This window comes from Hydrogenophaga sp. SNF1 (assembly GCF_034421675.1).
Classification (GTDB): domain Bacteria; phylum Pseudomonadota; class Gammaproteobacteria; order Burkholderiales; family Burkholderiaceae_C; genus Hydrogenophaga; species Hydrogenophaga borbori.
Window position 1 is genome coordinate 287777 of sequence record NZ_CP139793.1, and the last position, 23255, is coordinate 311031.

Genomic DNA, 23255 nt, shown 5'->3' on the forward strand with positions numbered 1-23255 from the left:
AGTGGGGCATGGTGGGCGCGGGGCTCACAGTCGGAAGACGCTGAAGCCGGCTTGCGCCGCTTCGTGCCGGTCGTACAGGCTCTTGAGGTCGCCCAGCACGGGCTGCGCGTCAGGGCGGCACAGGTGGGCCAGCTGCGTCGGGGTCATCTCACGGAACTCGCGATGACCCACGGCCACGATAAGGCTGTCCACCGGTTCCTGCGCCCGCAGTTCGCCGAGCTCGATGCCGTATTCGTCGCGCACCTCTCGTGCGTCGGCCCACGGGTCGGTGACGACCACCTTGACGTTCCAGCCCTGCAGTTCACGCACCAGGTCGGCCACCTTGCTGTTGCGGATGTCCGGGCAGTTTTCCTTGAAGGTGATGCCCATCACGCCCACGGTGCTGCGCGGCACGTCGATGCCGTTGCGCAGCATGCGCTTGATGACGTTGCGCGCGGCGTAGCGCGCCATGTTGTCGTTGATGCGGCGCCCGGCCAGGATGACCTGCGGGTTGTAGCCCACCTCTTCGGCCTTGTGCGTCAGGTAGTAGGGATCGACACCAATGCAGTGGCCGCCGACCATGCCCGGTCGAAAAGGCAGGAAGTTCCACTTGCTGCCGGCGGCCTCGAGCACCTCCAGCGTGTCGATACCCAAGCGCTCGAAGATGACGGAGAGTTCGTTGACCAGGGCGATGTTGAGGTCGCGCTGGGTGTTCTCAATGACCTTGGCCGCCTCGGCAACCTTGAGGCTGGTGGCGGGGAAGGTGCCGGCCGTGATGATGGAGCGGTAGAGCGCATCGACCGCGGCGGCGGCGGCAGGCGTGGAGCCACTGGTGATCTTGCGGATCCTGGTCAAGGTGTTGACCTTGTCGCCCGGGTTGATGCGCTCCGGGCTGTAGCCGCAAAAAAAATCCTGGTTGAACCGCAGGCCCGACAGGCGCTCGAGCACGGGCACGCAGACCTCTTCGGTGCAACCCGGGTAGACAGTGGATTCGTAGATGACCAGGGCACCGGGCCGCAAGGCCCTGCCCACGGTTTCGCTGGCCTTGATCAGCGGCGTCATGTCGGGGCGGTTGGCCTTGTCCACCGGCGTGGGCACGGTGACGATGAACACGCTGGCCTGTTCCAGTTCCGCAGGGTCGCAGCTGTAGCGCAGCTGGCGGGCGTCGCGCAGTTGTTCCTCGCTGCACTCGCGCGTGTGGTCGCGACCGGCGCGCAACTCGGCGATGCGGTGTTCGTTGATGTCGAAGCCGAGCACCGGACGCGAGCGGCCGAATTCCACCGCCAGGGGCAGGCCGACGTATCCCAGTCCGATGACGGCGATGAGCTTGTTGTCCAGATTCATGCTGATGGGGCGAGGGGGTGTTCAGCCTGATCCAGGCCGGGGGCCGCGGCATCCTTGGCCGACAGGGTCGGTGGGCCATCCAGTGGCCACGCGATGCCCAGGGCGGGGTCATTCCAGCGGATGCTGCGTTCCGCCTCGGGCGCGTAGTAGGCGCTGGTCTTGTAGAGGAAATCGGCGCTGTCGCTGGTCACCAGGAAGCCGTGCGCCAGCCCAGGGGGGATCCAGAGCTGGCGGTGATTGTGCTCGCTCAGCTCGACGCCCACCCACCGGCCATAGCTCGGTGAATGGCGGCGGATGTCCACCGCCACATCGAAGACGCTGCCCCGCACCACGCTCACCAGCTTGCCCTGCGCGTGCGGAGGCAACTGGTAGTGCAGACCGCGCAGCACGCCGCGGGCGCTGCGACTGCGGTTGTCCTGAACGAAGCGCACGTCGGCGCCCACGGCTTCATTGAACGCGCGCTGGTTGAAACTCTCGAGAAAGAAGCCGCGTTCGTCGCCGAACACGCGGGGTTCGACGATGAGCACGCCGGGAATGGCGGTGGTGGTGACCTTGAGCTTGTCGCTCATGCCGGCGAGCCCCCGTACACGCGATCCTCCAGCAGCCGCATCAGGTACTGCCCATAGCCATTCTTGCTCAGTGGCTCTGCCAGACGCTGCACCTGTGCCGCGTCGATCCACCCATGGCGCCAGGCGATTTCTTCCGGGCAGGCGATCTTCAAACCTTGCCGGTGCTCCAGCGTGGCGATGAACTGGCCCGCGTCGAGCAGGCTGTCGTGCGTGCCGGTGTCCAGCCAGGCGTAGCCGCGCTGCAGGATTTTCACGTCGAGCTCGCCGCGGTCGAGATAGGCCTGATTGACCGCCGTGATCTCCAGTTCTCCGCGCGCACTCGGCTTGACCGAACGTGCGATGTCCACCACCTGCGCGTCGTAGAAGTACAGGCCCGTGACGGCGTAGCTGCTCTTGGGTGTGGCGGGCTTCTCTTCGATGCTCAGCGCCTTGCCTTGTTCGTCGAAGGCCACCACGCCGTAGCGCTCGGGGTCGGTCACGTGGTACGCGAACACGGTGGCGCCGCTGGCCTGGGCGTCCGCGCCGCGCAGCAGGTTCGCCAGGTCGTGTCCGTAGTAGATGTTGTCGCCCAGCACCAGCGCGCTCGGGCCGTCGCCCACGAAGTCGGCACCGATGATGAAAGCCTGCGCCAGGCCGTCGGGGCTGGGTTGCACCGCGTACTGCAGGCGCATGCCCCAGGCGCTGCCATCGCCCAGCAGCTGCTGGAAGCGCGGCGTGTCCTGCGGCGTGCTGATGATCAGCACCTCGCGGATGCCGGCGAGCATGAGCGTGCTCAGCGGGTAATAGACCATGGGCTTGTCGTACACCGGCAGCAGCTGCTTGCTGATGGCCAGCGTGGCCGGGTGCAGGCGCGTGCCCGAGCCGCCGGCGAGGATGATGCCCTTGCGTCGCGTGTGGTTCATGCCGTCCCCAGGTACTCCACGAGCATACGCCGCACGCCAGCCTCCCAGGCGGGCAGGCCCAGCCCGAAGGCCTCGCGCAGGCGGCGCGTGTCCAGGCGCGAGTTGAGCGGGCGTTGGGCGGGCGTCGGGTAGTCGACGGTGGCGATGGCCTCGATGTCGCGGACCTTCCAGGGCAGCTCGGGCCGCAGCGCGCGGCCTTGTTCGATGGCGTATCGCGCCAGCCCGTGCCAGCTCGTCTCGCCGGCCGCGGCCACGTGGTAGGTGCCAGCCAGCGCGGGCTTCGCGGCCAGCGAGCGCAGGGCGTGCGCGCTCACGTCGGCCAGCAGTTCGGCGCCGGTGGGTGCGCCCACCTGGTCGGCCACCACGCGCAGGTGCTCGCGCTCCTGCGCCAGCCGCAGCATGGTGCGCGGGAAGTTGGCGCCGCGCGCCGCGTAGACCCAGCTGGTGCGCAGGATCAGGTGGCGTGCGCCGCTGGCGCGCACGGCGTCCTCGCCGGCGAGCTTGGTGCGACCGTAGACGCTCAGCGGCGCGGTGGCGGCGCCCTCGTCGCGCGGCGCGTCGCCGCTGCCGTCGAAGACGTAGTCGGTGGAGTAGTGCAGCAGCAAGGCGCCGCGCGCGGCGGCGGCGCGCGCCAGGGCGGCGGGGGCTTCGGCGTTGATGGTGTGCGCCAGCGCGGGCTCGGCCTCGGCCTTGTCCACCGCCGTGTGGGCGGCCGCGTTCACTATCGCGTCGGGCGCCACGCGCTCGATCAGGGCGCCCAGGCTGTCGGGCCGGGCCAGGTCCACCGCGCCGGCATCGCTCGGGTCGCGGTCGAAGGCGAACACCTCGCCCAGCGGGGCGAGGCTGCGGCGCAGCTCCCAGCCCACCTGGCCATTGGCGCCCAGCAGCAGGATCCTCACGCGGCCCCCTGGTACTGCGCCTGCACCCAGTCGCGGTAGGCGCCGCTCTGCACCTCGGCCACCCATTCGGGGTGGTCCAGGAACCAGCGCACGGTCTTGCGGATGCCGCTGTCGAAGGTCTCGGCCGGGCGCCAGCCCAGTTCGGATTCGATCTTGCGCGCGTCGATGGCGTAGCGCCGGTCGTGGCCGGGGCGGTCTTTCACGTGGGTGATCTGCGTGGCGTAGCACTGCCCGTCCGCGCGCGGACGCAGCTGGTCGAGCAGGGCGCAGATGGTCTTCACGATGGCGATGTTGGTCTGCTCGTTCCAGCCGCCCACGTTGTAGGTCTCACCCACGCGGCCGGCCTCGAGCACGCGGCGGATGGCGCTGCAGTGGTCGCCGACGTAGAGCCAGTCGCGCACCTGCAGGCCGTCGCCGTACACAGGCAGCGGCTTGCCCGCCAGGGCATTGACGATCATCAGCGGGATCAGCTTCTCGGGGAAATGGAACGGGCCGTAGTTGTTGCTGCAGTTGGTGGTGAGCACCGGCAGGCCGTGCGTGTGGTGCCAGGCGCGCACCAGGTGGTCGCTGGCGGCCTTGCTGGCGCTGTAGGGGCTGTTGGGTTCGTAGGGGTGGCGCTCGGTGAAGGCGGGGGCCTCGGGCGCCAGGCTGCCGTAGACCTCGTCGGTGCTCACGTGCAGGAAGCGGAAGGCCGCGCGCTCGGCCTCGGGCCGCGCGAGCCAGTGCGCGCGCACGGCCTCGAGCAGCCGGAAGGTGCCCACCACGTTGGTCTGGACGAAGTCCTCGGCGCCGTGGATGGAGCGGTCCACGTGGCTTTCGGCCGCGAAGTTGATGACCGCGCGCGGCCGGTGCTCGGCCAGCAGGCGCGCCACCAGGGCCGCATCGCCGATGTCGCCGCGCACGAATACGTGGCGCGCATCGCCATCGAGGCTGGCGAGGTTGCGCCGGTTGCCAGCGTAGGTGAGCTTGTCGAGGTTGAGCACCGGCTCGTCGCGGTGTGCGAGCCAGTCCAGGACGAAGTTGCTGCCGATGAAGCCGGCGCCGCCGGTGACCAGGATCATTCGAATCGCCTCCCTGTGCGGTGCCGGGTCATCACCGCCCGCCCTGCCGCGTGTTCAGTGGCCGTGCGCCACGTGCTCGCCCGCGGCGAGCTTGTAGACCGTGCCGCAGTAGGGACACATGGCTTCGCCGGTGGTGGCCACGTCCAGGTAGACCTTGGGGTGGCTGTTCCACAGCTTCATGTCGGCCAGCGGGCTGGGGCAGAACACCCCGCCGTGCGCGTTGAGGTCCTTGGCCTTGAGTTCGATCACCGCCTTGCTCATGCTGTGCTCCGCTCAGACCTTGGTCAGCCAGTGGGCGTACTTGGGGTTGCGGCCGTTCACGATGTCGAAGAAGGCGCTCTGGATCTTCTCGGTGATGGGGCCGCGCGAGCCGCTGCCCAGCTCGATGCGGTCGAGTTCGCGGATCGGCGTGACCTCGGCGGCGGTGCCGGTGAAGAAGGCCTCGTCGGCGATGTAGACCTCGTCGCGCGTGATGCGCTTCTGGACGATCTCCAGCCCCAGGTCCTTGGCGATGTGGAACACCGTGTTGCGCGTGATGCCGTTGAGCGCGCCGGCGGAGAGGTCGGGCGTGTAGATCACGCCGCCCTTGACGACGAAGATGTTCTCGCCCGCGCCTTCGCTCACGAAGCCGGAGGAATCGAGCAGCAGGGCTTCGTCGTAGCCTTCGTCGGTGGCCTCGGTGTTGGCCAGGATGCTGTTGGTGTAGTTGCTCACCGCCTTGGCTTGCGTCATGGTGATGTTGACGTGGTGGCGGGTGTAGCTGCTGGTCTTGACCCGGATGCCGCGCTTCATGCCCTCGTCGCCCAGGTAGGCGCCCCAGGCCCAGGCGGCCACGCTTAGGTGGATGGTGTTGCCCTTGGGGCTCACGCCGAGCTTCTTGTCGCCGATCCAGGTGAGCGGGCGGATGTAACCGCTCTTGAGGCCGTTGGCGCGGATCACGTCCTTCTGCGCCTCGTTCACCTGCTCCACGGTGAAGGGGATCTTCATGCGCAGGATCTTGGCGCTGTTGAACAGGCGCTCGGTGTGTTCCTGCAGGCGGAAGATGGCCGTGCCGTTGACCGTGTCGTAGGCCCGCACGCCCTCGAAGGCCCCGCAGCCGTAGTGCAGGGTATGGGTGAGCACGTGGATCTTGGCGTCGCGCCAGTCCACCAGCTGGCCATCCATCCAGATCTTGCCGTCGCGGTCGGACATCGAGGGAACGGGTGCGCTCATGGGTTTCCTTGAGGTATGGGGGGTATTCGGGTCAACCGGCGATTTTACGGCGCCGCCTGGGGCGCTGGGCCGGCGGGGGCGTCCGCCTCGGGGCGCTTGAGGCCCCAGTCCTGCAGCTTGCCGTGGGCGAAGCGGGCCTGCACGGAGGCGCCGCCCGGGTCCGTCCAGCGGTAGACCTCGGGCTGCTCGCCTTCGGGGGAGGCCAGCTCACCCAGGGCCCGCGCCAGGCCGATCACGCCGATCAGGGGCATGCCCGCGTGCAGGCGCGAGTTCAGCATCACGGCGCTGTCCACGTGGCCGATCGGGCGCTGGGCGGCGCGGCGCATCACCGCCATGAGGCGCGTGAAGTGCAGCAGCAGCCACAGGACCAGGCCGCCGCCGACGGCCGCCACGCCGGCCCAGCCGAACTGCCAGTGGCCCCAGAACAGGAGGGCGGCGCCGATCAGGGCCATCGCGATGCGTCGAAGGTTCATGTCGTTTCAATGTCCGTTGCAGGGCGCGCGATCCGCCGCGCGCGCGTCATTCCATCCGGCGCACCAGATCCAGCGCCTCTTCGATGCGCTCGACCCCATGCACGGTGAGGCCGTCGAAGGCCTTGTCGTTTTTCTTGGGCAGGTTGGCCTTGGGCACCACCGCCACGGAAAAGCCCAGTTTGGCCGCCTCTTTCAGGCGCTCCTGCCCGCGCGGCGCGGGCCGCACCTCGCCGGCCAGGCCCACCTCGCCGAAGGCCAGGAAGCCCTTGGGCAGCGGCTTGCCGCGCAGGCTGCTGGTGATGGCCAGCATCACGCCCAGGTCGGCCGCGGGCTCGCTGATGCGCACGCCCCCCACGGCGTTGACGAACACGTCCTGGTCCAGGCAGGCCACGCCCGCGTGGCGGTGCAGCACGGCCAGCAGCATGGCCAGGCGGTCGCGCTCCAGGCCCACGCTCAGGCGGCGCGGGCTGGGGCCGCCGCTGTCCACCAGGGCCTGCAGTTCCACCAGCAGCGGCCGCGTGCCCTCCAGCGTGACCATCACGCAACTGCCCGGCACCGGCTGGGCGTGCTGCGAGAGAAAGATCGCGCTCGGGTTGCTCACGCCCTTGAGGCCCTTCTCGGTCATGGCGAACACGCCGATCTCGTTGACCGCGCCGAAGCGGTTCTTGATGGCGCGGATCAGCCGGAAGCTGCTGTGCGTATCGCCCTCGAAATAGAGCACGGTGTCCACCATGTGCTCCAGCACGCGCGGGCCGGCCAGCGCGCCTTCCTTGGTGACATGGCCCACCAGCACGATGGCCGTGCCCGAGGCCTTGGCCGCGCGGGTGAGGTGGGCCGCGCATTCGCGCACCTGCGCCACCGAGCCCGGCGCGCTGGTGAGCTGGTCGGAGTAGACGGTCTGGATCGAGTCGATCACCGCGATGGCGGGCTTCTCGGCGTCCAGCGTGGCCAGGATTTTTTCCAGCTGGATCTCGGCCAGCACCTGCACCTGCGAGCCCTCGATGCCCAGGCGGCGCGCGCGCAGCGCCACCTGGGCGCCGCTCTCCTCGCCCGTCACGTAGAGCGTGGGCAGGCCGGCGCGCTGCAGGCTGTCCAGGGCCTGCAGCAGCAGGGTGGACTTGCCGATGCCGGGATCGCCGCCGATCAGCACCACGCCGCCCTCGACGATGCCCCCGCCCAGCACGCGGTCCAGCTCCTCGTGGCCGGTGGGCGTGCGTTGCACGTCCCGGGCCTCGATGCGCGACAGCGGCATCACCTCGCTGGTCTTGGCCAGCGCCGCGAAGCGGTTCTTCGGCGGCGCGCCGCCGCCCTCGGCCACGCCTTCCACCAGCGTGTTCCAGGCGGCGCAATGCGGGCATTTGCCCAGCCAGCGCGGGCTGGTGCCGCCGCACTCGCCGCAGGTGTAGATCGTCTTGTCCTTGGCCATGAGGCCGGGACTATATCGGCCCGAAGCCCTCGACCAAGGCGCGCGTGATCTCGGCCGCGCCGGCGGCGCGGCAGCCGCTGGCGTTCTGGCCCGACCACAGCGGCGTGAAGTCGCTCTTGCCCTGCTTCTCCCAGTGCGCGCGCAGCGGGGCAATGGCCGCGGTGGCCAGCGGGAAGGCCGGCGCGGCCGGGTTCAGCGGGCCCAGCTCGCGCATCACCCGGTTGGGCACGCCGCGCGCGGGCCGGCCGGTGAACAGGGTGGTGAGCTGGGTGTGGCGCGCGGCCTCGCTCTGCAGCACGGCGCGGTGCAGGGCGCTGGTGGTGGCCTCGGGGCTGCACAGGTAGGCCGTGCCCACCTGCACCCCATCCGCGCCCAGGGCCATGGCCGCGCGCACGCCGGCCGCGTCGGCGATGCCGCCGGCCGCGATCACCGGCACGCGCACGGCGGCCTTCACCTGCGGCAGCAGCGCGAAGGTGCCGCTCTGGCGCGTGAGATCGTCGCTGAGGAAGTGGCCCCGGTGCCCGCCGGCTTCCAGGCCTTGGGCGATCACCGCGTCCGCGCCGTGGGCTTCCAGCCAGACCGCCTCGTCCACCGTGGTGGCCGAGCTCAGCACCACCGAACCCCAGGCCTTCACACGCGCCAGCAGCTCGGGCGCGGGCAGGCCGAAGTGAAAGCTCAGCACGCGCGGCCGCAAGGGCTCCAGCGCGTCGGCGGCCGCCGCGCTGAAGGGCAGCCGCCCGGGGCCGGCCGGGAGGCTCGCCGGGTCCAGGCCGATTTCGTCGAAGTAGGGCGCCAGCGCCGCGCGCCAGGCCGCCTCGCGCGCGGCGTCGGGCTCGGGCGGCGTGTGGCAGAAGAAGTTGACGTTGTAGGGGCGGCCGCTGGCGACCAGCAGATCCAGCTCCCGACGCATGGCCTCGGGTGCCAGCATGGCGCAGGGCAGGGAGCCCAGGGCACCGGCCTCGCCCGCCGCCAGCGCCAGGGCCGCGCCCTGCGCGCCCGCCATCGGCGCCTGGATCAGGGGCCAGCGCGTGCCCAGCAGTTCGGTGAGTCGGTTCATGGCGCGAGTGTAGGCAGGCGGCAATGTCCCCAGGGCCCGCGCGCCGTCCGTGGCTCAGGCCCCGCCGCCCTCCAGCAGCTCGGCAAACGCCCGCGCGGCGGGCGAGAGCGAGCGGTCGCTCTTGAACACCACGGCGGTGTCGCGCTCCACCAGCGGGCGCACCAGGCGCCGCGCCACCAGCTCGGGGTGTCGCGCGGGCGCGAACACGCTGCCCGGCACCACCGCCACGCCCAGGCCGGCGGCGGCCAGGGCCACCGCGGTGGTGAGCAGGGAGACCTCGTGCGCGATCCGCAGGTCCGCCCCGGCCTCGCGCGCGGCCGCGTCGATGCGCCGGCGCACGCCGTAGCCCGGCCGCACCGTGATCACCGGCCAGGCCGCCAGCTGCTTCCAGGTGAGCGGCCGGTCCGCCGCAAAGCGCGGGCCGGCGGGCGCGATCGCGGCCAGGTGGTCGCGCAGCACCACGCGCTGAGACAGGCCGGGCGTGGGCCCTTCGAGCGTGCCCAGGCCCAGGTCCACGTGGCCCGCGAGCACGCGCTCGGCGAATTCGCCGGGCGCGCAGTCGTCGATCTGCAGCTCGATGCCGGGGTAGCGGTCCAGGTAGCGGCGCACGGCCGATGGCAGCAGGGTCTGCGCCACCGTGGACGTGGCCGCGATGCGCAGGCGCCCGCGCTCGCCGCGCGCCAGCGCCGCCATGCCGCCGCTCAGGGCCTGCATCTCGGCCAGCGCGCGCCGCGCGTAGCCGATGGCTTCGGCCGCGGCTTCGGTGCGGCGCAGGCTGCGCGTGCTGCGGTCGAACAGGCGCACACCCAGGCGCGCCTCCAGCTCGCGCAGCAGCACGGTCACGGCCGGCTGCGTCAGCGACAGGGCCTCGGCCGCGGCCGAGAGCTGGCCGCTGTCGTACACCGCCACGAAGGCGCGCAACTGGCGCACCGAGGGCAGGCTGCCGAGGTGTGCGGGTTTTTTATGAATCGCCATCGAAGTTTCATTTTTCACGCGGCGCGCGAAGGCCTGTAATTGTCGGCTTTCGTCTGTTGAATGGAGACCAGCATGACCCAGACCCTGCAAGCGCAGGTGCTGATCGTGGGGGCCGGGCCAGTGGGCCTGACGCTCGCCATGGACCTCGCCCAGCGCGGCATCGCCGTGCTGGTGGCCGAGACCCGCCACCGCGGCGAGCCGCCCAACGTGAAGTGCAACCACGTGTCGGCGCGCTCGATGGAGATCTTTCGCCGCCTCGGCGTGGCCGGTGCGCTGCGCGAGGCCGGCCTGCCGGCGGACTACCCCAACGACGTGTCCTACCGCACCAGCTTCACGGGCGATGAGCTCTCGCGCATCCCCATTCCCGCGCGCCAGAGCCGCTACACGGCCACCGGCGGCCCCGACACCTGGTGGCCCACGCCCGAGCCGCCGCACCGCATCAACCAGATCTACCTGGAGCCCGTGCTGTTCGCGCACGCCGAGCGCCAGAGCGGCCTGCGCATCCTCAACCGCACGCGCATCGACGCCGTCACGCAGGACGAGGCCGGCGTGCGCGCCACCGGCGTGAACCTGGACAGCGGCGAGGCCATCGAGTTGCGGGCCGACTACCTGATCGGCTGCGACGGTGGCCGCTCCCTGGTGCGCAAGAGCATCGGCGCCAAGCTCTCGGGCACCGACGAGGTGGGCCGCGTGCAGTCCACCTACTTCCGCGCGCCCGCGCTGCTGGGCCTGGCCAAGCACGGCCCGGCCTGGGCCACCTTCTCGCTCAACCCGCGCCGCTGCGGCAACGTCTACGCCATCGACGGGCGCGAGACCTGGCTGCTGCACAACTACCTCAAGGCCGACGAGGCCGACTTCGAGTCCGTCGACCGCGACTGGGCGATCCGCGAGATCCTGGGCGTGGGCCCGGACTTCCAGTACGAGATCATCAGCAAGGAAGACTGGATCGGCCGCCGCCTCGTGGCCGACCGCTTCCGCGACCGCCGCGTCTTCATCTGCGGCGACGCCGCGCACCTGTGGATCCCCATGGCAGGCTATGGCATGAACGCCGGCATCGCGGACGCGATGAACCTGTCGTGGCTGCTGGCCGCGCACCTGAACGGCTGGGCCGGCGAGGCCATCCTGGGCGCCTACGAGCGCGAGCGCCAGCCCATCACCGAGCAGGTCTCGCGCTTCGCCATGAACCACGCGCTGGCCCTGCAGGCCCAGCGCGAGGGCGTGCCCGCCGGCATCGAGGACGCGGGCGAGGCCGGCGCCGCCGCGCGCGCCCGGGCCGGCGCCGCGCTGTACGAGCTCAACGTGCGCCAGTACTGCTGCGGCGGCCTGAACTTCGGCTACTTCTACGACGACTCGCCGCTGATCGCCTACGACGGCGAAGCCGCGCCCGGCTACACCATGGACGGCTTCACGCCCTCGACCGTGCCGGGCTGCCGCACGCCGCACGTCTGGCTCGACGACGGCCGCTCGCTGTACGACGCGCTCGGGCCCGACTACACCCTGCTGCGCCGCGACCCGGGCGTGGACGTGCGCCCGCTCGAAGACGCGGCGCGCGCGCGCGGCGTGCCGCTGCGCGTGCTGGACCTCAGCCCGCGCGAGGCCGGCGCGCTCTACACGACCGCGTTGCTGCTCTCGCGCCCCGACCAGCACGTGGCCTGGCGCGGCGACGCGCCGCCCGCCGACCCGCTCGCGCTGATCGACCGCCTGCGCGGCGCCGCCGTGCCCGCCTGACACCATTCACCCCAAGGAGACAAGCCATGAACCGCCGCCACGCCCTCACCCAGCTCGCCGCCCTGTGCGCCGCCAGCGCCGCGCCCGCCGCCTTCGCGCAGGCCGACAAGCCCATCACCATCGTCGTGCCCTACGCGCCCGGCGGCACCACCGATCTGCTGGGGCGCATGCTCGCGCAGCAGATGTCGCCCCTGCTGGGCCGCACCATGATCGTGGAGAACAAGCCCGGCGCCGGCAGCGGCGTGGGCGCGGCCCAGGTGGCGCGCGCCGCCGCCGACGGCAACACCCTGCTGGTGGCCACCAGCACCACGCTGGCCATCAACCCCTGGCTCTACAAGCAGCTCGCCTACGACCCGGCCAAGGACTTCGCGCCCATCGGCATGATCGGCGCGGTGCCGCTGCTGGTGGTGGTGAATCCCTCGCTGCCGGTCAAGAGCATCGCCGAGCTGGTGGCGCTGGCCAAGTCGCGCCCCGGTGGCCTGGTCTACGGCTCGGCCGGCAACGGCAGCCCGCACCACCTGGGCGCCGAGATGTTCAAGGCCGCCACCGGCGCCAACCTCAAGCACGTGCCCTACCGCGGCAGCGGCCCGGCCATCACCGACCTGCTCGGCGGCCAGATCGACCTGATGTTCAGCGACATTCCGCCCGCGCTGGGCCACGTCAAGGTGGGCAAGCTGCGCGCCATCGCCGTCACCTCGGCCAAGCGCCAGCCCGCCGTGGCCGAGGTCCCCACCATCGCCGAATCGGGCCAGGCCGGCACCAAGGACTTCGAGGCCGTGGCCTGGCAGAGCCTGGTGGCGCCGGCCGGCACGCCGCCCGAAGTCATCAACCGCTGCGCGCAAGCCCTGGCCAAGGTGATGCAGGACCCGGCGCTGCGCGCGCGCCTGGAAGGCGACGGCTTCGAGCCCGTGAGCACCGCCATGAGCCCGGCGCAGCTGACCGCCTACGTGCGCAGCGAGACCGAGCGCTGGGGCAAGGTGGTGCGCGCCTCGGGCACCACCATCGACTGACGGCCAGGCTCGGGAAAACCCCAGAACAGGCTGGGGTAGGCGGATCGGGCGATTTCATTTAACATGTTAAATAAATCGCCATGGACCCGATCGACAAGACCTTCACCCACCGCAACCTCCCGCGCCTGCTGCTGCAGGCGCGGGAGTCGGTGATGCAGCACACGCGGCCCAGCCTGCGCGAGCACGGCCTGAGCGACCAGCAGTGGCGCGTGCTGCGCGTGCTGGGTGAACACGCGCGCGACCCCGCCGGCATCGAAACCGGGCGCATCGCGCGCGAGGCCTTTCTGCTGGGCCCCAGCCTCACCGGCGTGCTCACGCGCATGGAGCGCGACGGCCTGATCGCGCGCGAGCGCTGCAGCCAGGACGCGCGGCGCACCGTGGTGCGCGCCACGCCGGCGGGCCTGAAGCTGGTGCGCAAGCTGTCCGCCACCATCGAGGCGCACTACGCCTGGCTGGAGGAGCGATTGAGCAAGGCGCGTCTCGCGCAGCTCTATGTGTTGCTGGACGAGGTGATCGCCCTCGAAGGCGACGTGGACGACAACCTGGATGAGGAGGCGGCATGACTGCCCATGGATGGGTGCCCACGGGCACCGTGTACGGCGCGCTGCTGAACTTTCGCGGCGAATACGCGCACTGGCAGCCGCGCATGGGCGACAAGCCCTATGGCGGCGCGCCCAAGGCACCCGTGCTGTACGTGAAGACGGCCAACACCTTCGCGCCGCACGGCGCCAGCGTGGCCCTGCCGGCGGGCGAGGTGGTCGAGGCATCGGCCAGCCTGGGCCTGCTGATCGGCGAACACGGCGCGCCCACGCACGCCCTGCTGGTCAACGACCTGAGCCTGGCGCACGAGAGTTACTACCGCCCGCCCATGAAGTTCCGCAACCGCGATGGCTTCCTGGGCCTGCCGCTGGAGCCCACGCCGCTGGCGGCGCTGGGCGGCATCGGGGGCCTGGCCGCGCTCGAACTGGAGCTGCGCATCCACGGCGTGCACCAGCAGACCACCGCGCTCAAGGACCTGGTGCGCGACATCCCCACGCTGCTGAAAGACGTCGGCGAATTCATGACGATGCGCCCCGGCGACGTGCTGCTGGTTGGCAGCGAGGTGCTGGCCGACGGCACGCGCCCGCGCGTGGCCGTCGGGGACGCGGTGGAAATCAGCGCGCCGGGCCTCAAGCCGGCCCTGCAGCGCTTCGTGGCAGAGGAGGCGAGCGACGCCGGGCCGCCCCAAGTCGCGAGGGCCCCCTCGGGGGGCAGCGGCAGCGCCTTGGCGCAGAGCGTGGGGGGACGGTTCTCATGAAAAGAGCCCGCATCGCCTGGGCCGGCGCGGTTCACGACGCCGTCGAACGCGACGGCCAGCTGGAGCTGCTCACGCCCGCCTTCAAGGGCCGCCGGGTCGCCGCCGACGAGGTGGTCTGGCTGCCGCCGCTGGCGCCCGTGCCGCGCCCGCGCACCGTGCTGGCCCTGGGCCTGAACTACGCCGACCACGCCAAGGAACTGGCCTTCAAGCCGCCCACCGAACCGCTGGCCTTCGCCAAGGGCGAGGCCTCGCTCATCGGTCACCGGGCGTTCACCGTGCGCCCGGCCGGCGTGGCGTTCATGCACTACGAGTGCGAGCTCGCGGTGGTCATTGGCCGCACCGCCAAACACGTGAAGCGCGGCGACGCGATGGACTTCATCGCCGGCTACACCGTGGCCAACGACTACGCGATCCGCGACTACCTGGAGAACTGGTACCGCCCCAACCTGCGCGTGAAGAACCGCGACACCTGCACGCCCATCGGCCCCTGGCTGGTGGACGCGGCGGACCTGCCCGATCCCATGAACCTCGCGCTGCGGACCACGGTGAACGGCACAGTCACCCAGAGCGGCAACACCCGCGACATGGTGTTCGACGTGCCCACGCTGATCGAGTACTTCACTTCCTTCATGACCCTGCAGCCCGGGGACCTGATCCTCACCGGCACGCCCGACGGCGTGGTCGACTGCCAGCCCGGCGACGTGGTGATCACGTCCATCGAGGGCGTTGGCGAACTGCACAACACCATCACCGCCCCCACGCTTTCGTAGGCCCGTCCCCCATGACCATCCAGCACCTCATCAACGGCAAGGCCGTCGCCAGCGCCGCCACCTTCGAGACCATCAACCCCGCCACGCAGGAAGCCCTGGCCGAGGTCGCCGCTGGCGGCGAGGCCGAGGTCAACGCCGCCGTGCAGGCCGCCAAGGACGCCTTTCCCGCCTGGGCCGGTCGTCCCGCCACCGAGCGCGCGGCCATCATGCGCAAGTTGGGCGAGCTCATCGCCAGGCACGTGCCCGAGCTCTCGCGCACCGAGACCGACGACACCGGCCAGGTGATCTCGCAGACGGGCAAGCAGCTGGTGCCGCGCGCGGCCGACAACTTCAGCTACTTCGCCGAGATGTGCACGCGCGTGGACGGCCACACCTACCCCACGCCCACGCACCTGAACTACACCCTGTTCCACCCGGTGGGCGTGTGTGCGCTCATCAGCCCCTGGAACGTTCCCTTCATGACGGCCACCTGGAAGACCGCGCCCTGCCTGGCTTTCGGCAACACGGCCGTGCTGAAGATGAGCGAGCTGTCGCCCCTGACGGCGGCCCGCCTGGGCGAGCTCGCGCTCGAAGCCGGCGTGCCCCCGGGCGTGCTCAACATCGTGCACGGCTACGGCAAGGACGCCGGCGAGCCGCTGTGCTCGCACCCCGATGTGCGCGCCATCAGCTTCACCGGCTCCACCGCCACCGGCAACCGCATCGTGCAGAGCGCGGGTCTGAAGAAGTTCAGCATGGAGCTGGGCGGCAAGAGCCCCTTCGTGATCTTCGAGGACGCCGACCTGGACCGCGCCCTGGACGCCGCTGTGTTCATGATCTTCAGCAACAACGGCGAACGCTGCACCGCGGGCAGCCGCATCCTGGTGCAGCAGAGCATCTACGCCGACTTCGCGCAGAAGTTCGCCGAGCGCGCGAAGAAGATCGTGGTGGGCGACCCGCAGGACGACAAGACCATCGTCGGCCCCATGATCAGCAAGGCCCACCTGGCCAAGGTCAAGAGCTACATCGAGCTGGGCCCCAAGGAGGGCGCCACGCTGCTGTGCGGCGGCCTGGACCGCCCGAGCTACGCGCCCGAGCTGCCGGGCCGCGTGAAGGCCGGCAACTACGTCTGGCCCACGGTGTTCGCCGACGTGGACAACCGCATGAAGATCGCGCAGGACGAGATCTTCGGCCCGGTGGCCTGCCTGATCCCGTTCAAGGACGAGGCGCATGCCATCGAGCTGGCCAACGACATCCAGTACGGCCTGTCCAGCTACGTCTGGACCGAGAACCTCGGCAAGGCGCACCGCGTGGCCGCGGCCATCGAGGCCGGCATGTGCTTCGTCAACTCGCAGAACGTGCGCGACCTGCGCCAGCCCTTCGGCGGCACCAAGGCCTCGGGCACCGGTCGCGAGGGCGGCACCTGGAGCTACGAAGTGTTCCTGGAGCCCAAGAACGTCGCGGTGTCGCTGGGTTCGCACCACATTCCCCACTGGGGCATCTGAGATGGCGCGCGCGCTCGCCGCGCGCGCACACGGCACAAGGAGACAGCCATGGGCAAGTTAGCACTGGTCGCCAAGATCACCCACGTTCCCTCCATCGTCCTCAGCGAGATCGATGAAGGCCCGCGCAAGGGCACGCGCCAGGACGCGATCGACGGCCTGAAGGCGATCGGCCAGCGCTGCCGCGACATGGGCGTCGACACCTTCATCGTGTTCGACACCCACTGGCTGGTGAACGCCAGCTACCACATCAACTGCGCCAAACACTGGCAAGGCAACTACACCAGCAACGAGCTGCCGCACTTCATCAGCAACATGCCCTACGCCATCCCCGGCAACCCCGAGCTGGGCAAGCTGCTGGCCAAGGTGGCCAACGAATGGAAGGTGGACACGCTCGCGCACGACGGCACCACGCTGGCGCCCGAGTACGGCACCCTGGTGCCCATGCGCTACATGAACCCCGACCAGCACTTCAAGGCGGTGTCGGTGTCGGCCCTGTGCATGGCCCACTACCTCAACGACAGCGCGCGCCTGGGCTGGGCCCTGCGCCGCGCCATCGAGGACGAGTACGACGGCACCGTCGCCATCCTCGCCAGCGGCTCGCTCAGCCACCGCTTCGCGCAGAACGGCCTGGCGCCCGAGTACGCCTTCAAGCTCTGGAGCCCCTTCCTGGAAACCATGGACCACGAGGTGGTGCGCATGTGGCAGAGCGGCGAATGGAAGGCCTTCTGCGAGATGCTGCCCGAGTACGCGGTCAAGGGCCATGGCGAAGGCTTCATGCACGACACCGCCATGATGCTGGGCGCGCTGGGCTGGAGCGAGTACGACGGGCACGGCGAGGTCATCACGCCGTACTTCGGCGCCTCGGGCACGGGGCAGATCAACATCGTTTTCCCGGTCACGCCGGTCACGGGCAAGGCCATTCCGCAGCCCCAGGCCTCCTCGGCCCAGGGCTTCCAGGCCGTCTCCCGGCTCTGAGGGGCGACGCCATGCCCCACCTCGTCATCCTCTACAGCGGCAACCTCGACCGGCCCGAGGCCGAGGGCGGCACCGACATGCGCGCGCTGTGCCGCGCCCTGGCCGACGCCATGCTCACCATCCACGACGAAGGCGGCCGCCAGGTCTTTCCCACCGGCGGCACGCGCGTGCTGGCCTTCCCGGCCGCGCACTGGGCCATCGCCGACGGCGGCGACGCGGGCGAGGCCGCCGGCATGGGCCGCGACTACGCCTTCATCTACCTCAACCTGCGCATGGGCCGCGGGCGCAGCGCCGCCGTGCAGAAACGCTCGGGCGGCGCGCTCGAGGCCGTGGCGCGCCAGCACTTCGCCGAGCAGCTGAGCCGCCGGCCCATCGGCATCACCGTGCAGGTCGACGAAGGCCCCGAGGTCTTCGACGCCAAGATCAGCTCCCTGCATCCCCTCTTCACGCCCCTGCGATCGACCTGACCATGCTCGACGACGCCACCCTCCAGCAACTCGCCGCCGAACTCGACGAGTCCGCGCGCACGCGCACGCCGCTGCGCCACTTCTCGCAGCGCTTTCCCAGCATGACCATCGACGACGGCTACCGCGTGGGCCGCGCCTGGGTGACGCTGCAGCGCGGGCGCGGCGACCCGGTCATCGGCCACAAGATCGGCCTGACCAGCCGCGCCATGCAGATCTCCAGCCAGATCGACGAGCCCGACTTCGGCACCCTGCTGGGCTCCATGAAGCTGGTGGCGCGGGCGGGCGAGGAGCTGGAGATCCCGGTCAACCGCTTCCTGTCGCCGCGCGTGGAGGTGGAGCTGGCCTTCGTGCTCAAGCGCGCGCTCTCGGGCCCGGTCACGGTGGAGCAGGTGCTGGCCGCCACCGAGTACGTGACGCCCGCCATCGAGATCATCGACGCGCGCATCGAGCAGTTCGACCGCGACACCAAGAAGCCGCGCAAGGTCTTCGACACCATCAGCGACAACGCGGCCAACGCCGCCATCGTCATCGGCGAGGGCGATGCCCGCTACCGCGCCGACCCGCTGAGCACCGATCTGCCCTGGTGCGGCGCCGCGCTCAAGCTCAATGGCGCGGTGGAAGAGACCGGCCTGGCCGCCGGCGTGCAGGGCCACCCGGCCATCGGCATCGCCTGGCTGTCCGAAAAGCTCGCGCCCTGGGGCGAGACCCTGCAGCCCGGGCAGATCGTGCTCGCCGGCTCCTTCACGCGCCCCGTGCCGGCCAAGGCCGGCGACCGCTTCGAGGCCGACTACGGCCCCCTGGGCGTGCTGCGCTTTCGCTTCGTCTGATCCTTTGTCGCCATGCAAATCCCCACGAACGTTTTCAAGCAGGCCCTGGCCGAAGGCCGCGCCCAGATCGGCCTGTGGGCCGCGCTGGCCAGCGCCTACAGCACCGAACTCATCGCCGGCACGGGCTACGACTGGCTGCTGCTCGACGGCGAGCACGCGCCCAACGACGTGCGCAGCACGCTGGCGCAGCTGCAGGCGGTGGCCAGCGCCCAGCAGGGCTTCGGCGACCTGCGCTCGCACCCGGTGGTGCGGGTGCCCGTGGGCACCGGCGACGTGGGCACCGCGCTCATCAAGCAGTACCTGGACATCGGCGCGCAGACCCTGCTGGTGCCCATGATCGACACGCCCGAGCAGGCCGCCCAGGTGGTGGCCGCCACGCGCTATGCGCCGCAGGGCGTGCGCGGCATGGGCAGCGCCCTGGCGCGCGCCTCGCGCTGGCAGGCGCACGCGCGCTACGTGCACGAGGCCGACGAGCAGGTCTGCGTGCTGGTGCAGGCCGAGACCGTGACGGCCATGAAGCACCTCGACGCCATCGCCGCCACGCCGGGCGTGGATGGCGTCTTCATCGGCCCCGCCGACCTGAGTGCGAGCATGGGCCACCGCGGCAACGCCGGCCACCCCGAGGTGCAGGCCGCCATCGCCGACGGCATCCGCCGCATCCGCGCCGCGGGCAAGGCCCCGGGCATCCTGGCCACCACCGAGGCCGGCGCGCGCCAATGGCTGGACGCCGGCGCGCTGTTCGTGGCCGTGGGCGCCGACAGCATGCTGCTGGCGTCCGCCGCCGCGCAGCTGCTCGCGACGTTCAAAGGACCGCGCGAGCAGGGCCCGAACACCTACTGATCCCACACCCGATCCCCACAGACCCAGGAGACGAGACATGAACGCTGCCCTGCAAACCAGCACCGTGCTGCCGCCCGGCATGCACGCCGACGAATGGGCCGCGCGCCTGGAGCTCGCCGCCTGCTACCGCGTCTTCGCCATGCTGGGCTGGACGGAGATGATCTACAACCACATCACGCTGCGCCTGCCCGACAGCGTGACCGGGGGCGAGAAGCACTTCCTCATCAACCCCTTCGGCCTGCACTACAGCGAGGTCACGGCAAGCAACCTGGTGAAGATCGACCTGCAGGGCAAGGTGCTCGACGGCTCCACCCACCGCGTCAACCCGGCCGGCTTCGTGGTGCACGCGGCCATCCACGACGGCCTGGAAGGCGCGCACTGCGTGATGCACACGCACACCACGGCCGGCGTGTCCGTGGCCTGCCTGAAGGACGGCTTGCAGCAGACCAACTTCTACACCGCGCAGCTGCACGGCCTGGTGGCGTACCACGACTTCGAAGGCATCACCATCCACGCCGACGAGGGCCCGCGCCTGCTGCAGAGCATCGGCGACAAGCCCGCGGTCATCCTGCGCAACCACGGCCTGCTGGCCTGGGGCGGCACGCTGCCGCAGACCTTCGCCATCCTCTGGACGCTGCAGCGTGCCTGCGAGATCCAGCTCGCCACCTTCAGCATGGGCGGTCCGCAGGCCGCGATCCCGGTGTCCGAGGCCATCGCCGCCAAGTGCACGCGCGACTCCTTCCAGTTCGACCCCAAGCACGGCGCCGGCCGCGACGTGTTCGACGCCCTGGTGCGCCAGGTCGACCGCATCGATTCGAGCTACCGGGCATGAGCGACACGATGAACCTGCCCACCGAGATCCGCAGCGTGGCGATTGTTGGCGCCGGCGCCATCGGCGGCTGGCTGGGCACGCGCCTGGCGCGCTCGGGCCGCCCGGTCAGCGCGCTGGCGCGCGGCGACACGCTCGCCGCGCTGCGCGCGCACGGCCTGCGCCTGCAACAGGGCGGCGAGCTGCTGCAGGCGCCGGTGCGCGCGTCCGAGCGGGCCGACGAGCTCGGCGCGCACGACCTCGTCGTCCTCGCGGTGAAGGCGCCCGCGCTGCCCGGCATCGCGCCCGCCATCGGGCCCTTGATCGGCCCCGGCACGGTGGTGCTCACGGCCATGAACGGCGTGCCCTGGTGGTTCTTCGAAGGCTTCGGCGGTGCCTTGCAAGGCACGCCGCTGCCCGTGGTGGACCCGGGCGGCGCCATGGCGCGCGCCGTGCCCGGCCGCCAGGTGCTGGGCGGGGTGGTGCACGCCAGCTGCTCGCTCGACGCGCCCGGCCTGGTGCGCCACCACTTCGGCAACGGCCTGCTCGTGGGCGAGCCCTCCGGCGAGCCGAGCGCGCGCGCCCAGGCCGTGGTGGCCGCGCTGGGCGAGGCCGGCGTCGAGGCCAAGCTGTCGCCGCAGATCCAGAAGGACATCTGGTACAAGCTCTGGGGCAACATGACGGTCAACCCGGTGAGCGCCATCACCGGCGCCACCACCGACCGCATCCTCGACGACCCGCAGGTGCGCGGCTTCATCAGCGCGGTGATGCTGGAGGCCAAGGCGATCGGCGCGAGGCTGGGCATCCCCATCGACCAGCAGCCCGAGGACCGCCACGCCGTCACGCTCAAGCTCGGCGCCTTCAAGACCTCCATGCTGCAGGACGTGGAGGCCGGGCGCCCGGTGGAGCTGGACGCCCTGGTGGCCGTGGTGGCCGAACTGGGCCGCCTGACCGAGGTGCCGACCCCCTTCACCGAGGCGCTGCTCGGCCTGGCGCGGCTGCGCGCGCGCACGTTGGGCCTGTACCCGGCGCCGGCGTAACGCACGCCGGCAGGGTTAGCCCGCTGGCGCGGCGGGCGGGCGTGTTTCCAGAATGGGTGCATGCCTGCCATCTGGTCCTTCGATGCCCCCGCGCCCGGCCAGGCCCTGAGCCCGGCCGCGGTCTCGGCCCTGCTTGACTGCGCGAGCGCGCCGCCCAGCGCCGCGCGGCTGCTGCGGGCCATCGACACGGTGGTGCCGGTGGAATACCTCTCGCTCGTCAACTTCCGGCGCGACACGCCCGAGCTGATCGAAGGCAGCTCGCGCCATCCCCACGAAGGGCACGGCCGCGACGTGGTGGCCGAGTGCTTCGCCATCTACCGCCGCAGCTACTGGCGCGCCGACGCGGTGATGCGCCTGGCCGACCGCGTCTCGCAGCGCCCGGCGCGCGAGGTGGCGGTGTTGCACTGCCGCGCCGACGAACTGCCGGTGGCGGGCTGGCGCAACGAGATCTACAAGCGCGAGCGCCTGACCGAGCGCTTCACCCTGCTGCACGCGCCGGCGCGCGGGGCCGTGCAGGCCATCCACCTGTACCGCGACGAGCGCCAGGGCCTGTTCCGGCCCGATGAGATCCAGCGCCTGCTGGGCCTGGCGCCGCTGCTGCGACAAGCGCACCAGGCGGCCCTGAACGCCGACGGCGTGGCGGCGGACCGCGAGGCGCAGGTCGCGCTGTCGCGGCAGCGCCTGGCGCGGTTGGTGCCGGCGCTGTCGCCGCGCGAGGCCGAGGTGGTGGCGCGCATCGCCCACGGGCTCAGCGCGGACGGCATCGCGGCCGAGCTGGACGTGGCGCCGTCGACCGTGGTGACGCTGAGAAAGCGGGCCTACGCCAAGCTCGCCGAGGCGGGGCTGCCGGCGGACCGGCTGCGGCTGGCGCGCTGGCTGGGCTGACAAGGCGCGGCCTGCCAGCGGCGCGGCGTGGGCTTCCGCAATCCCCCGTCCATCCCCTTCGCAGGGGACAGGCCGTCCCCCGGCGCCTCCTAGCATGGCCTTCCCATCCCCACGAGGAGGAGACAAGGCCATGTGGCTGCGCAACTGCTGGTACGTCATCGCCTGGGACCACGAGATCCCGCCGGCCGATTCGCCCACCCTGTTCACGCGCACCGTGCTCGGCGAGCCGGTGCTGGTCTACCGCACGCAGGCCGGCGAACTGGTCGCCCTGGAGGACCGCTGCTGCCACCGGCACGCGCCCCTGTCGGTGGGCCGGCGCGAGGGCGACTGCGTGCGCTGCGGCTACCACGGCCTCATGTTCGATCGGATGGGGCAGTGCGTGGAGGCCCCGGGCATCGAGATCATCCCCGCCAAGGCGAAGGTCAAGCGCTACCCGCTGGTGCTGCGCAACAAGTGGGTCTTCGTGTGGATGGGCGACCCCGCGCTGGCCGAGGACGCGCTGCTGCCCGACAACTTCAGCTGCGACTCGCCCGACTGGCAGAACCAGCCCGGCTACCTGCACTACGACACGCCCTACCTGCTGATCTGCGACAACCTGCTCGATTTCTCGCACCTGAGCTACGTGCACGAGAAGTCGCTCGGCGGCTCCACGCGCATCGCGCAGGCGCGCCCCACCATCGAGCCCGTACCCGGCCCGAACGCCGACTGGCCGCAGCTGGGCATCAAGGTCTCGCGCCAGGTGAACGACGTGCCGGCGCCGCCCTTCTACCAGCGCTTCCGCCGCTTCGACACCCACCTGGACCGCTGGTTCGTCTACGAATTCCTGCTGCCCGGCACCCTGCTCATGCACTCGGGCGGCCGCCCCACGGGCAGCGCGCCCGACGCGCCCGGTCCTTCGGTGCGCCTGCATTCCTGCCAGACGCTCACGCCCGAGACGGCCACCACCACGCACTACTTCTTCCAGCAGTCCCACCCCACGGGCGAAGGCGATCAGGCCGTCACGCAGAGCATCTACGACAGCCTGATCGGCGCCTTCAACGAAGACCGCGACATGATCACCGCGCAGCACCGCAACATCCAGCACAACCCCACGCTGTCCATGCTGCCCTTGGCCATGGACGCCGCGCTGATCCAGTTCCGCCGCCTGCTCGAGGCGCGCGTGCGCGCCGAGCAGCAGGCGCAGCAGACCCTTTCCCCCACCCAACCGGCCGCCCTGGCCTGAGCCGACAC

Annotated in this window: 25 protein-coding genes; 14 read left to right on the forward strand and 11 right to left on the reverse strand. The window is 71.0% G+C overall.

The features are described from left to right. Positions 1-24 precede the first annotated feature (24 nt). The 11 genes from SOM08_RS01385 to SOM08_RS01435 are packed head-to-tail and all read right to left on the reverse strand — an operon-like array spanning position 25 to position 9897. Complete coding sequence (locus SOM08_RS01385; protein ID WP_322469920.1) at positions 25-1323, reverse strand: nucleotide sugar dehydrogenase; 1299 nt, start codon at positions 1321-1323, stop codon at positions 25-27. Further along, complete coding sequence (gene rfbC / locus SOM08_RS01390) at positions 1320-1892, reverse strand: dTDP-4-dehydrorhamnose 3,5-epimerase (protein WP_322469921.1); 573 nt, start codon at positions 1890-1892, stop codon at positions 1320-1322. Before rfbC ends, SOM08_RS01385 begins: the two co-directional genes overlap by 4 nt. Beyond that, positions 1889-2794, reverse strand: a complete 906-nt coding sequence (gene rfbA, locus SOM08_RS01395) for a glucose-1-phosphate thymidylyltransferase RfbA (protein ID WP_322469922.1) — start codon at positions 2792-2794, stop codon at positions 1889-1891. The genes rfbC and rfbA overlap by 4 nt, the downstream gene beginning before the upstream one ends. Continuing rightward, complete coding sequence (rfbD, locus tag SOM08_RS01400) at positions 2791-3693, reverse strand: dTDP-4-dehydrorhamnose reductase (RefSeq protein ID WP_322469923.1); 903 nt, start codon at positions 3691-3693, stop codon at positions 2791-2793. The genes rfbA and rfbD overlap by 4 nt, the downstream gene beginning before the upstream one ends. Then, positions 3690-4754: a dTDP-glucose 4,6-dehydratase gene (gene rfbB / locus SOM08_RS01405; protein ID WP_322469924.1), complete on the reverse strand. Its 1065-nt coding sequence runs from the start codon at positions 4752-4754 to the stop codon at positions 3690-3692. The genes rfbD and rfbB overlap by 4 nt, the downstream gene beginning before the upstream one ends. Positions 4755-4808: 54 nt before the next feature. Then, positions 4809-5015, reverse strand: coding sequence for a zinc-finger domain-containing protein (locus tag SOM08_RS01410; protein ID WP_070400247.1), 207 nt, complete (start codon positions 5013-5015; stop codon positions 4809-4811). A gap of 12 nt (positions 5016-5027) precedes the next feature. Further along, positions 5028-5966: a branched-chain amino acid transaminase gene (locus SOM08_RS01415; RefSeq protein WP_070400248.1), complete on the reverse strand. Its 939-nt coding sequence runs from the start codon at positions 5964-5966 to the stop codon at positions 5028-5030. A gap of 44 nt (positions 5967-6010) precedes the next feature. Next, a complete protein-coding gene (locus SOM08_RS01420; RefSeq protein WP_116958900.1) occupies positions 6011-6439 on the reverse strand; it encodes a glycerate kinase in 429 nt (142 codons plus the stop codon). A gap of 46 nt (positions 6440-6485) precedes the next feature. Further along, on the reverse strand, positions 6486-7865 hold the full coding sequence (radA, locus tag SOM08_RS01425) for a DNA repair protein RadA (protein WP_322469925.1): 1380 nt from the start codon (positions 7863-7865) through the stop codon (positions 6486-6488). A 10-nt stretch (positions 7866-7875) separates the two neighbouring features. Next, complete coding sequence (locus SOM08_RS01430; RefSeq protein WP_322469926.1) at positions 7876-8922, reverse strand: nitronate monooxygenase; 1047 nt, start codon at positions 8920-8922, stop codon at positions 7876-7878. A 54-nt stretch (positions 8923-8976) separates the two neighbouring features. Continuing rightward, a complete protein-coding gene (locus SOM08_RS01435; protein WP_116958897.1) occupies positions 8977-9897 on the reverse strand; it encodes a LysR family transcriptional regulator in 921 nt (306 codons plus the stop codon). 72 nt (positions 9898-9969) lie between these two features. On the opposite strand from SOM08_RS01435, the gene SOM08_RS01440 reads away from it, so the two are divergent. The 14 genes from SOM08_RS01440 (at position 9970) to SOM08_RS01505 (ending at position 23247) form a co-directional block, all read left to right on the forward strand. Continuing rightward, positions 9970-11625 (forward strand): FAD-dependent oxidoreductase, encoded by a 1656-nt coding sequence (locus tag SOM08_RS01440; RefSeq protein ID WP_116958896.1) that lies wholly within the window; start codon positions 9970-9972, stop codon positions 11623-11625. Between the two features lie 26 nt (positions 11626-11651). Then, complete coding sequence (locus SOM08_RS01445) at positions 11652-12635, forward strand: Bug family tripartite tricarboxylate transporter substrate binding protein (RefSeq protein WP_116958895.1); 984 nt, start codon at positions 11652-11654, stop codon at positions 12633-12635. Between the two features lie 80 nt (positions 12636-12715). Next, complete coding sequence (hpaR, locus tag SOM08_RS01450; protein WP_322469927.1) at positions 12716-13198, forward strand: homoprotocatechuate degradation operon regulator HpaR; 483 nt, start codon at positions 12716-12718, stop codon at positions 13196-13198. Then, positions 13195-13932 (forward strand): fumarylacetoacetate hydrolase family protein, encoded by a 738-nt coding sequence (locus SOM08_RS01455; protein ID WP_322469928.1) that lies wholly within the window; start codon positions 13195-13197, stop codon positions 13930-13932. Before hpaR ends, SOM08_RS01455 begins: the two co-directional genes overlap by 4 nt. Then, positions 13929-14702 carry a fumarylacetoacetate hydrolase family protein gene (locus SOM08_RS01460; protein ID WP_116958894.1) on the forward strand — a complete coding sequence of 258 codons (774 nt, stop codon included), beginning with the start codon at positions 13929-13931 and terminating at the stop codon, positions 14700-14702. The genes SOM08_RS01455 and SOM08_RS01460 overlap by 4 nt, the downstream gene beginning before the upstream one ends. 11 nt (positions 14703-14713) lie before the next feature. Then, positions 14714-16183: a 5-carboxymethyl-2-hydroxymuconate semialdehyde dehydrogenase gene (gene hpaE / locus SOM08_RS01465; RefSeq protein ID WP_322469929.1), complete on the forward strand. Its 1470-nt coding sequence runs from the start codon at positions 14714-14716 to the stop codon at positions 16181-16183. 48 nt (positions 16184-16231) lie between these two features. Further along, positions 16232-17158, forward strand: a complete 927-nt coding sequence (gene hpaD / locus SOM08_RS01470) for a 3,4-dihydroxyphenylacetate 2,3-dioxygenase (protein ID WP_116958892.1) — start codon at positions 16232-16234, stop codon at positions 17156-17158. 11 nt (positions 17159-17169) lie between these two features. Further along, positions 17170-17625, forward strand: coding sequence for a 5-carboxymethyl-2-hydroxymuconate Delta-isomerase (locus tag SOM08_RS01475; protein WP_116958891.1), 456 nt, complete (start codon positions 17170-17172; stop codon positions 17623-17625). A gap of 2 nt (positions 17626-17627) precedes the next feature. Continuing rightward, on the forward strand, positions 17628-18452 hold the full coding sequence (gene hpaH / locus SOM08_RS01480) for a 2-oxo-hept-4-ene-1,7-dioate hydratase (protein ID WP_322469930.1): 825 nt from the start codon (positions 17628-17630) through the stop codon (positions 18450-18452). Positions 18453-18464: 12 nt separating this feature from the next. Continuing rightward, on the forward strand, positions 18465-19292 hold the full coding sequence (locus SOM08_RS01485; protein WP_116958889.1) for an aldolase/citrate lyase family protein: 828 nt from the start codon (positions 18465-18467) through the stop codon (positions 19290-19292). Positions 19293-19329: 37 nt separating this feature from the next. Beyond that, positions 19330-20124, forward strand: a complete 795-nt coding sequence (locus SOM08_RS01490) for a class II aldolase/adducin family protein (protein ID WP_116958888.1) — start codon at positions 19330-19332, stop codon at positions 20122-20124. After that, a complete protein-coding gene (locus SOM08_RS01495) occupies positions 20121-21140 on the forward strand; it encodes a 2-dehydropantoate 2-reductase (protein WP_322469931.1) in 1020 nt (339 codons plus the stop codon). The genes SOM08_RS01490 and SOM08_RS01495 overlap by 4 nt, the downstream gene beginning before the upstream one ends. Before the next feature lie 60 nt (positions 21141-21200). Then, the gene (locus SOM08_RS01500) at positions 21201-22025 is read left to right on the forward strand and encodes a helix-turn-helix transcriptional regulator (protein ID WP_322469932.1); all 825 of its coding nucleotides are present in this window, start codon (positions 21201-21203) and stop codon (positions 22023-22025) included. Between the two features lie 130 nt (positions 22026-22155). Beyond that, positions 22156-23247, forward strand: a complete 1092-nt coding sequence (locus tag SOM08_RS01505) for an aromatic ring-hydroxylating dioxygenase subunit alpha (RefSeq protein ID WP_322469933.1) — start codon at positions 22156-22158, stop codon at positions 23245-23247. The last annotated feature ends 8 nt before the right edge of the window (positions 23248-23255 follow it).

Bases quoted from the DNA above. Each gene is read 5' to 3' on its own strand.
- SOM08_RS01420 (WP_116958900.1), bottom strand. From the start codon at position 6,439: ATGAACCTTCGACGCATCGCGATGGCCCTGATCGGCGCCGCCCTCCTG.
- SOM08_RS01445 (WP_116958895.1), top strand. From the start codon at position 11,652: ATGAACCGCCGCCACGCCCTCACCCAGCTCGCCGCCCTGTGCGCCGCC.
- hpaE (WP_322469929.1), top strand. From the start codon at position 14,714: ATGACCATCCAGCACCTCATCAACGGCAAGGCCGTCGCCAGCGCCGCC.
- rfbA (WP_322469922.1), bottom strand. From the start codon at position 2,794: ATGAACCACACGCGACGCAAGGGCATCATCCTCGCCGGCGGCTCGGGC.
- SOM08_RS01505 (WP_322469933.1), top strand. From the start codon at position 22,156: ATGTGGCTGCGCAACTGCTGGTACGTCATCGCCTGGGACCACGAGATC.
- SOM08_RS01430 (WP_322469926.1), bottom strand. From the start codon at position 8,922: ATGAACCGACTCACCGAACTGCTGGGCACGCGCTGGCCCCTGATCCAG.
- hpaH (WP_322469930.1), top strand. From the start codon at position 17,628: ATGCTCGACGACGCCACCCTCCAGCAACTCGCCGCCGAACTCGACGAG.
- radA (WP_322469925.1), bottom strand. From the start codon at position 7,865: ATGGCCAAGGACAAGACGATCTACACCTGCGGCGAGTGCGGCGGCACC.
- SOM08_RS01460 (WP_116958894.1), top strand. From the start codon at position 13,929: ATGAAAAGAGCCCGCATCGCCTGGGCCGGCGCGGTTCACGACGCCGTC.
- SOM08_RS01455 (WP_322469928.1), top strand. From the start codon at position 13,195: ATGACTGCCCATGGATGGGTGCCCACGGGCACCGTGTACGGCGCGCTG.
- SOM08_RS01385 (WP_322469920.1), bottom strand. From the start codon at position 1,323: ATGAATCTGGACAACAAGCTCATCGCCGTCATCGGACTGGGATACGTC.
- rfbB (WP_322469924.1), bottom strand. From the start codon at position 4,754: ATGATCCTGGTCACCGGCGGCGCCGGCTTCATCGGCAGCAACTTCGTC.
- SOM08_RS01490 (WP_116958888.1), top strand. From the start codon at position 19,330: ATGAACGCTGCCCTGCAAACCAGCACCGTGCTGCCGCCCGGCATGCAC.
- SOM08_RS01485 (WP_116958889.1), top strand. From the start codon at position 18,465: ATGCAAATCCCCACGAACGTTTTCAAGCAGGCCCTGGCCGAAGGCCGC.
- SOM08_RS01475 (WP_116958891.1), top strand. From the start codon at position 17,170: ATGCCCCACCTCGTCATCCTCTACAGCGGCAACCTCGACCGGCCCGAG.
- SOM08_RS01410 (WP_070400247.1), bottom strand. From the start codon at position 5,015: ATGAGCAAGGCGGTGATCGAACTCAAGGCCAAGGACCTCAACGCGCAC.
- hpaD (WP_116958892.1), top strand. From the start codon at position 16,232: ATGGGCAAGTTAGCACTGGTCGCCAAGATCACCCACGTTCCCTCCATC.
- SOM08_RS01495 (WP_322469931.1), top strand. From the start codon at position 20,121: ATGAGCGACACGATGAACCTGCCCACCGAGATCCGCAGCGTGGCGATT.
- hpaR (WP_322469927.1), top strand. From the start codon at position 12,716: ATGGACCCGATCGACAAGACCTTCACCCACCGCAACCTCCCGCGCCTG.
- SOM08_RS01440 (WP_116958896.1), top strand. From the start codon at position 9,970: ATGACCCAGACCCTGCAAGCGCAGGTGCTGATCGTGGGGGCCGGGCCA.
- rfbC (WP_322469921.1), bottom strand. From the start codon at position 1,892: ATGAGCGACAAGCTCAAGGTCACCACCACCGCCATTCCCGGCGTGCTC.
- SOM08_RS01500 (WP_322469932.1), top strand. From the start codon at position 21,201: ATGCCTGCCATCTGGTCCTTCGATGCCCCCGCGCCCGGCCAGGCCCTG.
- SOM08_RS01415 (WP_070400248.1), bottom strand. From the start codon at position 5,966: ATGAGCGCACCCGTTCCCTCGATGTCCGACCGCGACGGCAAGATCTGG.
- SOM08_RS01435 (WP_116958897.1), bottom strand. From the start codon at position 9,897: ATGGCGATTCATAAAAAACCCGCACACCTCGGCAGCCTGCCCTCGGTG.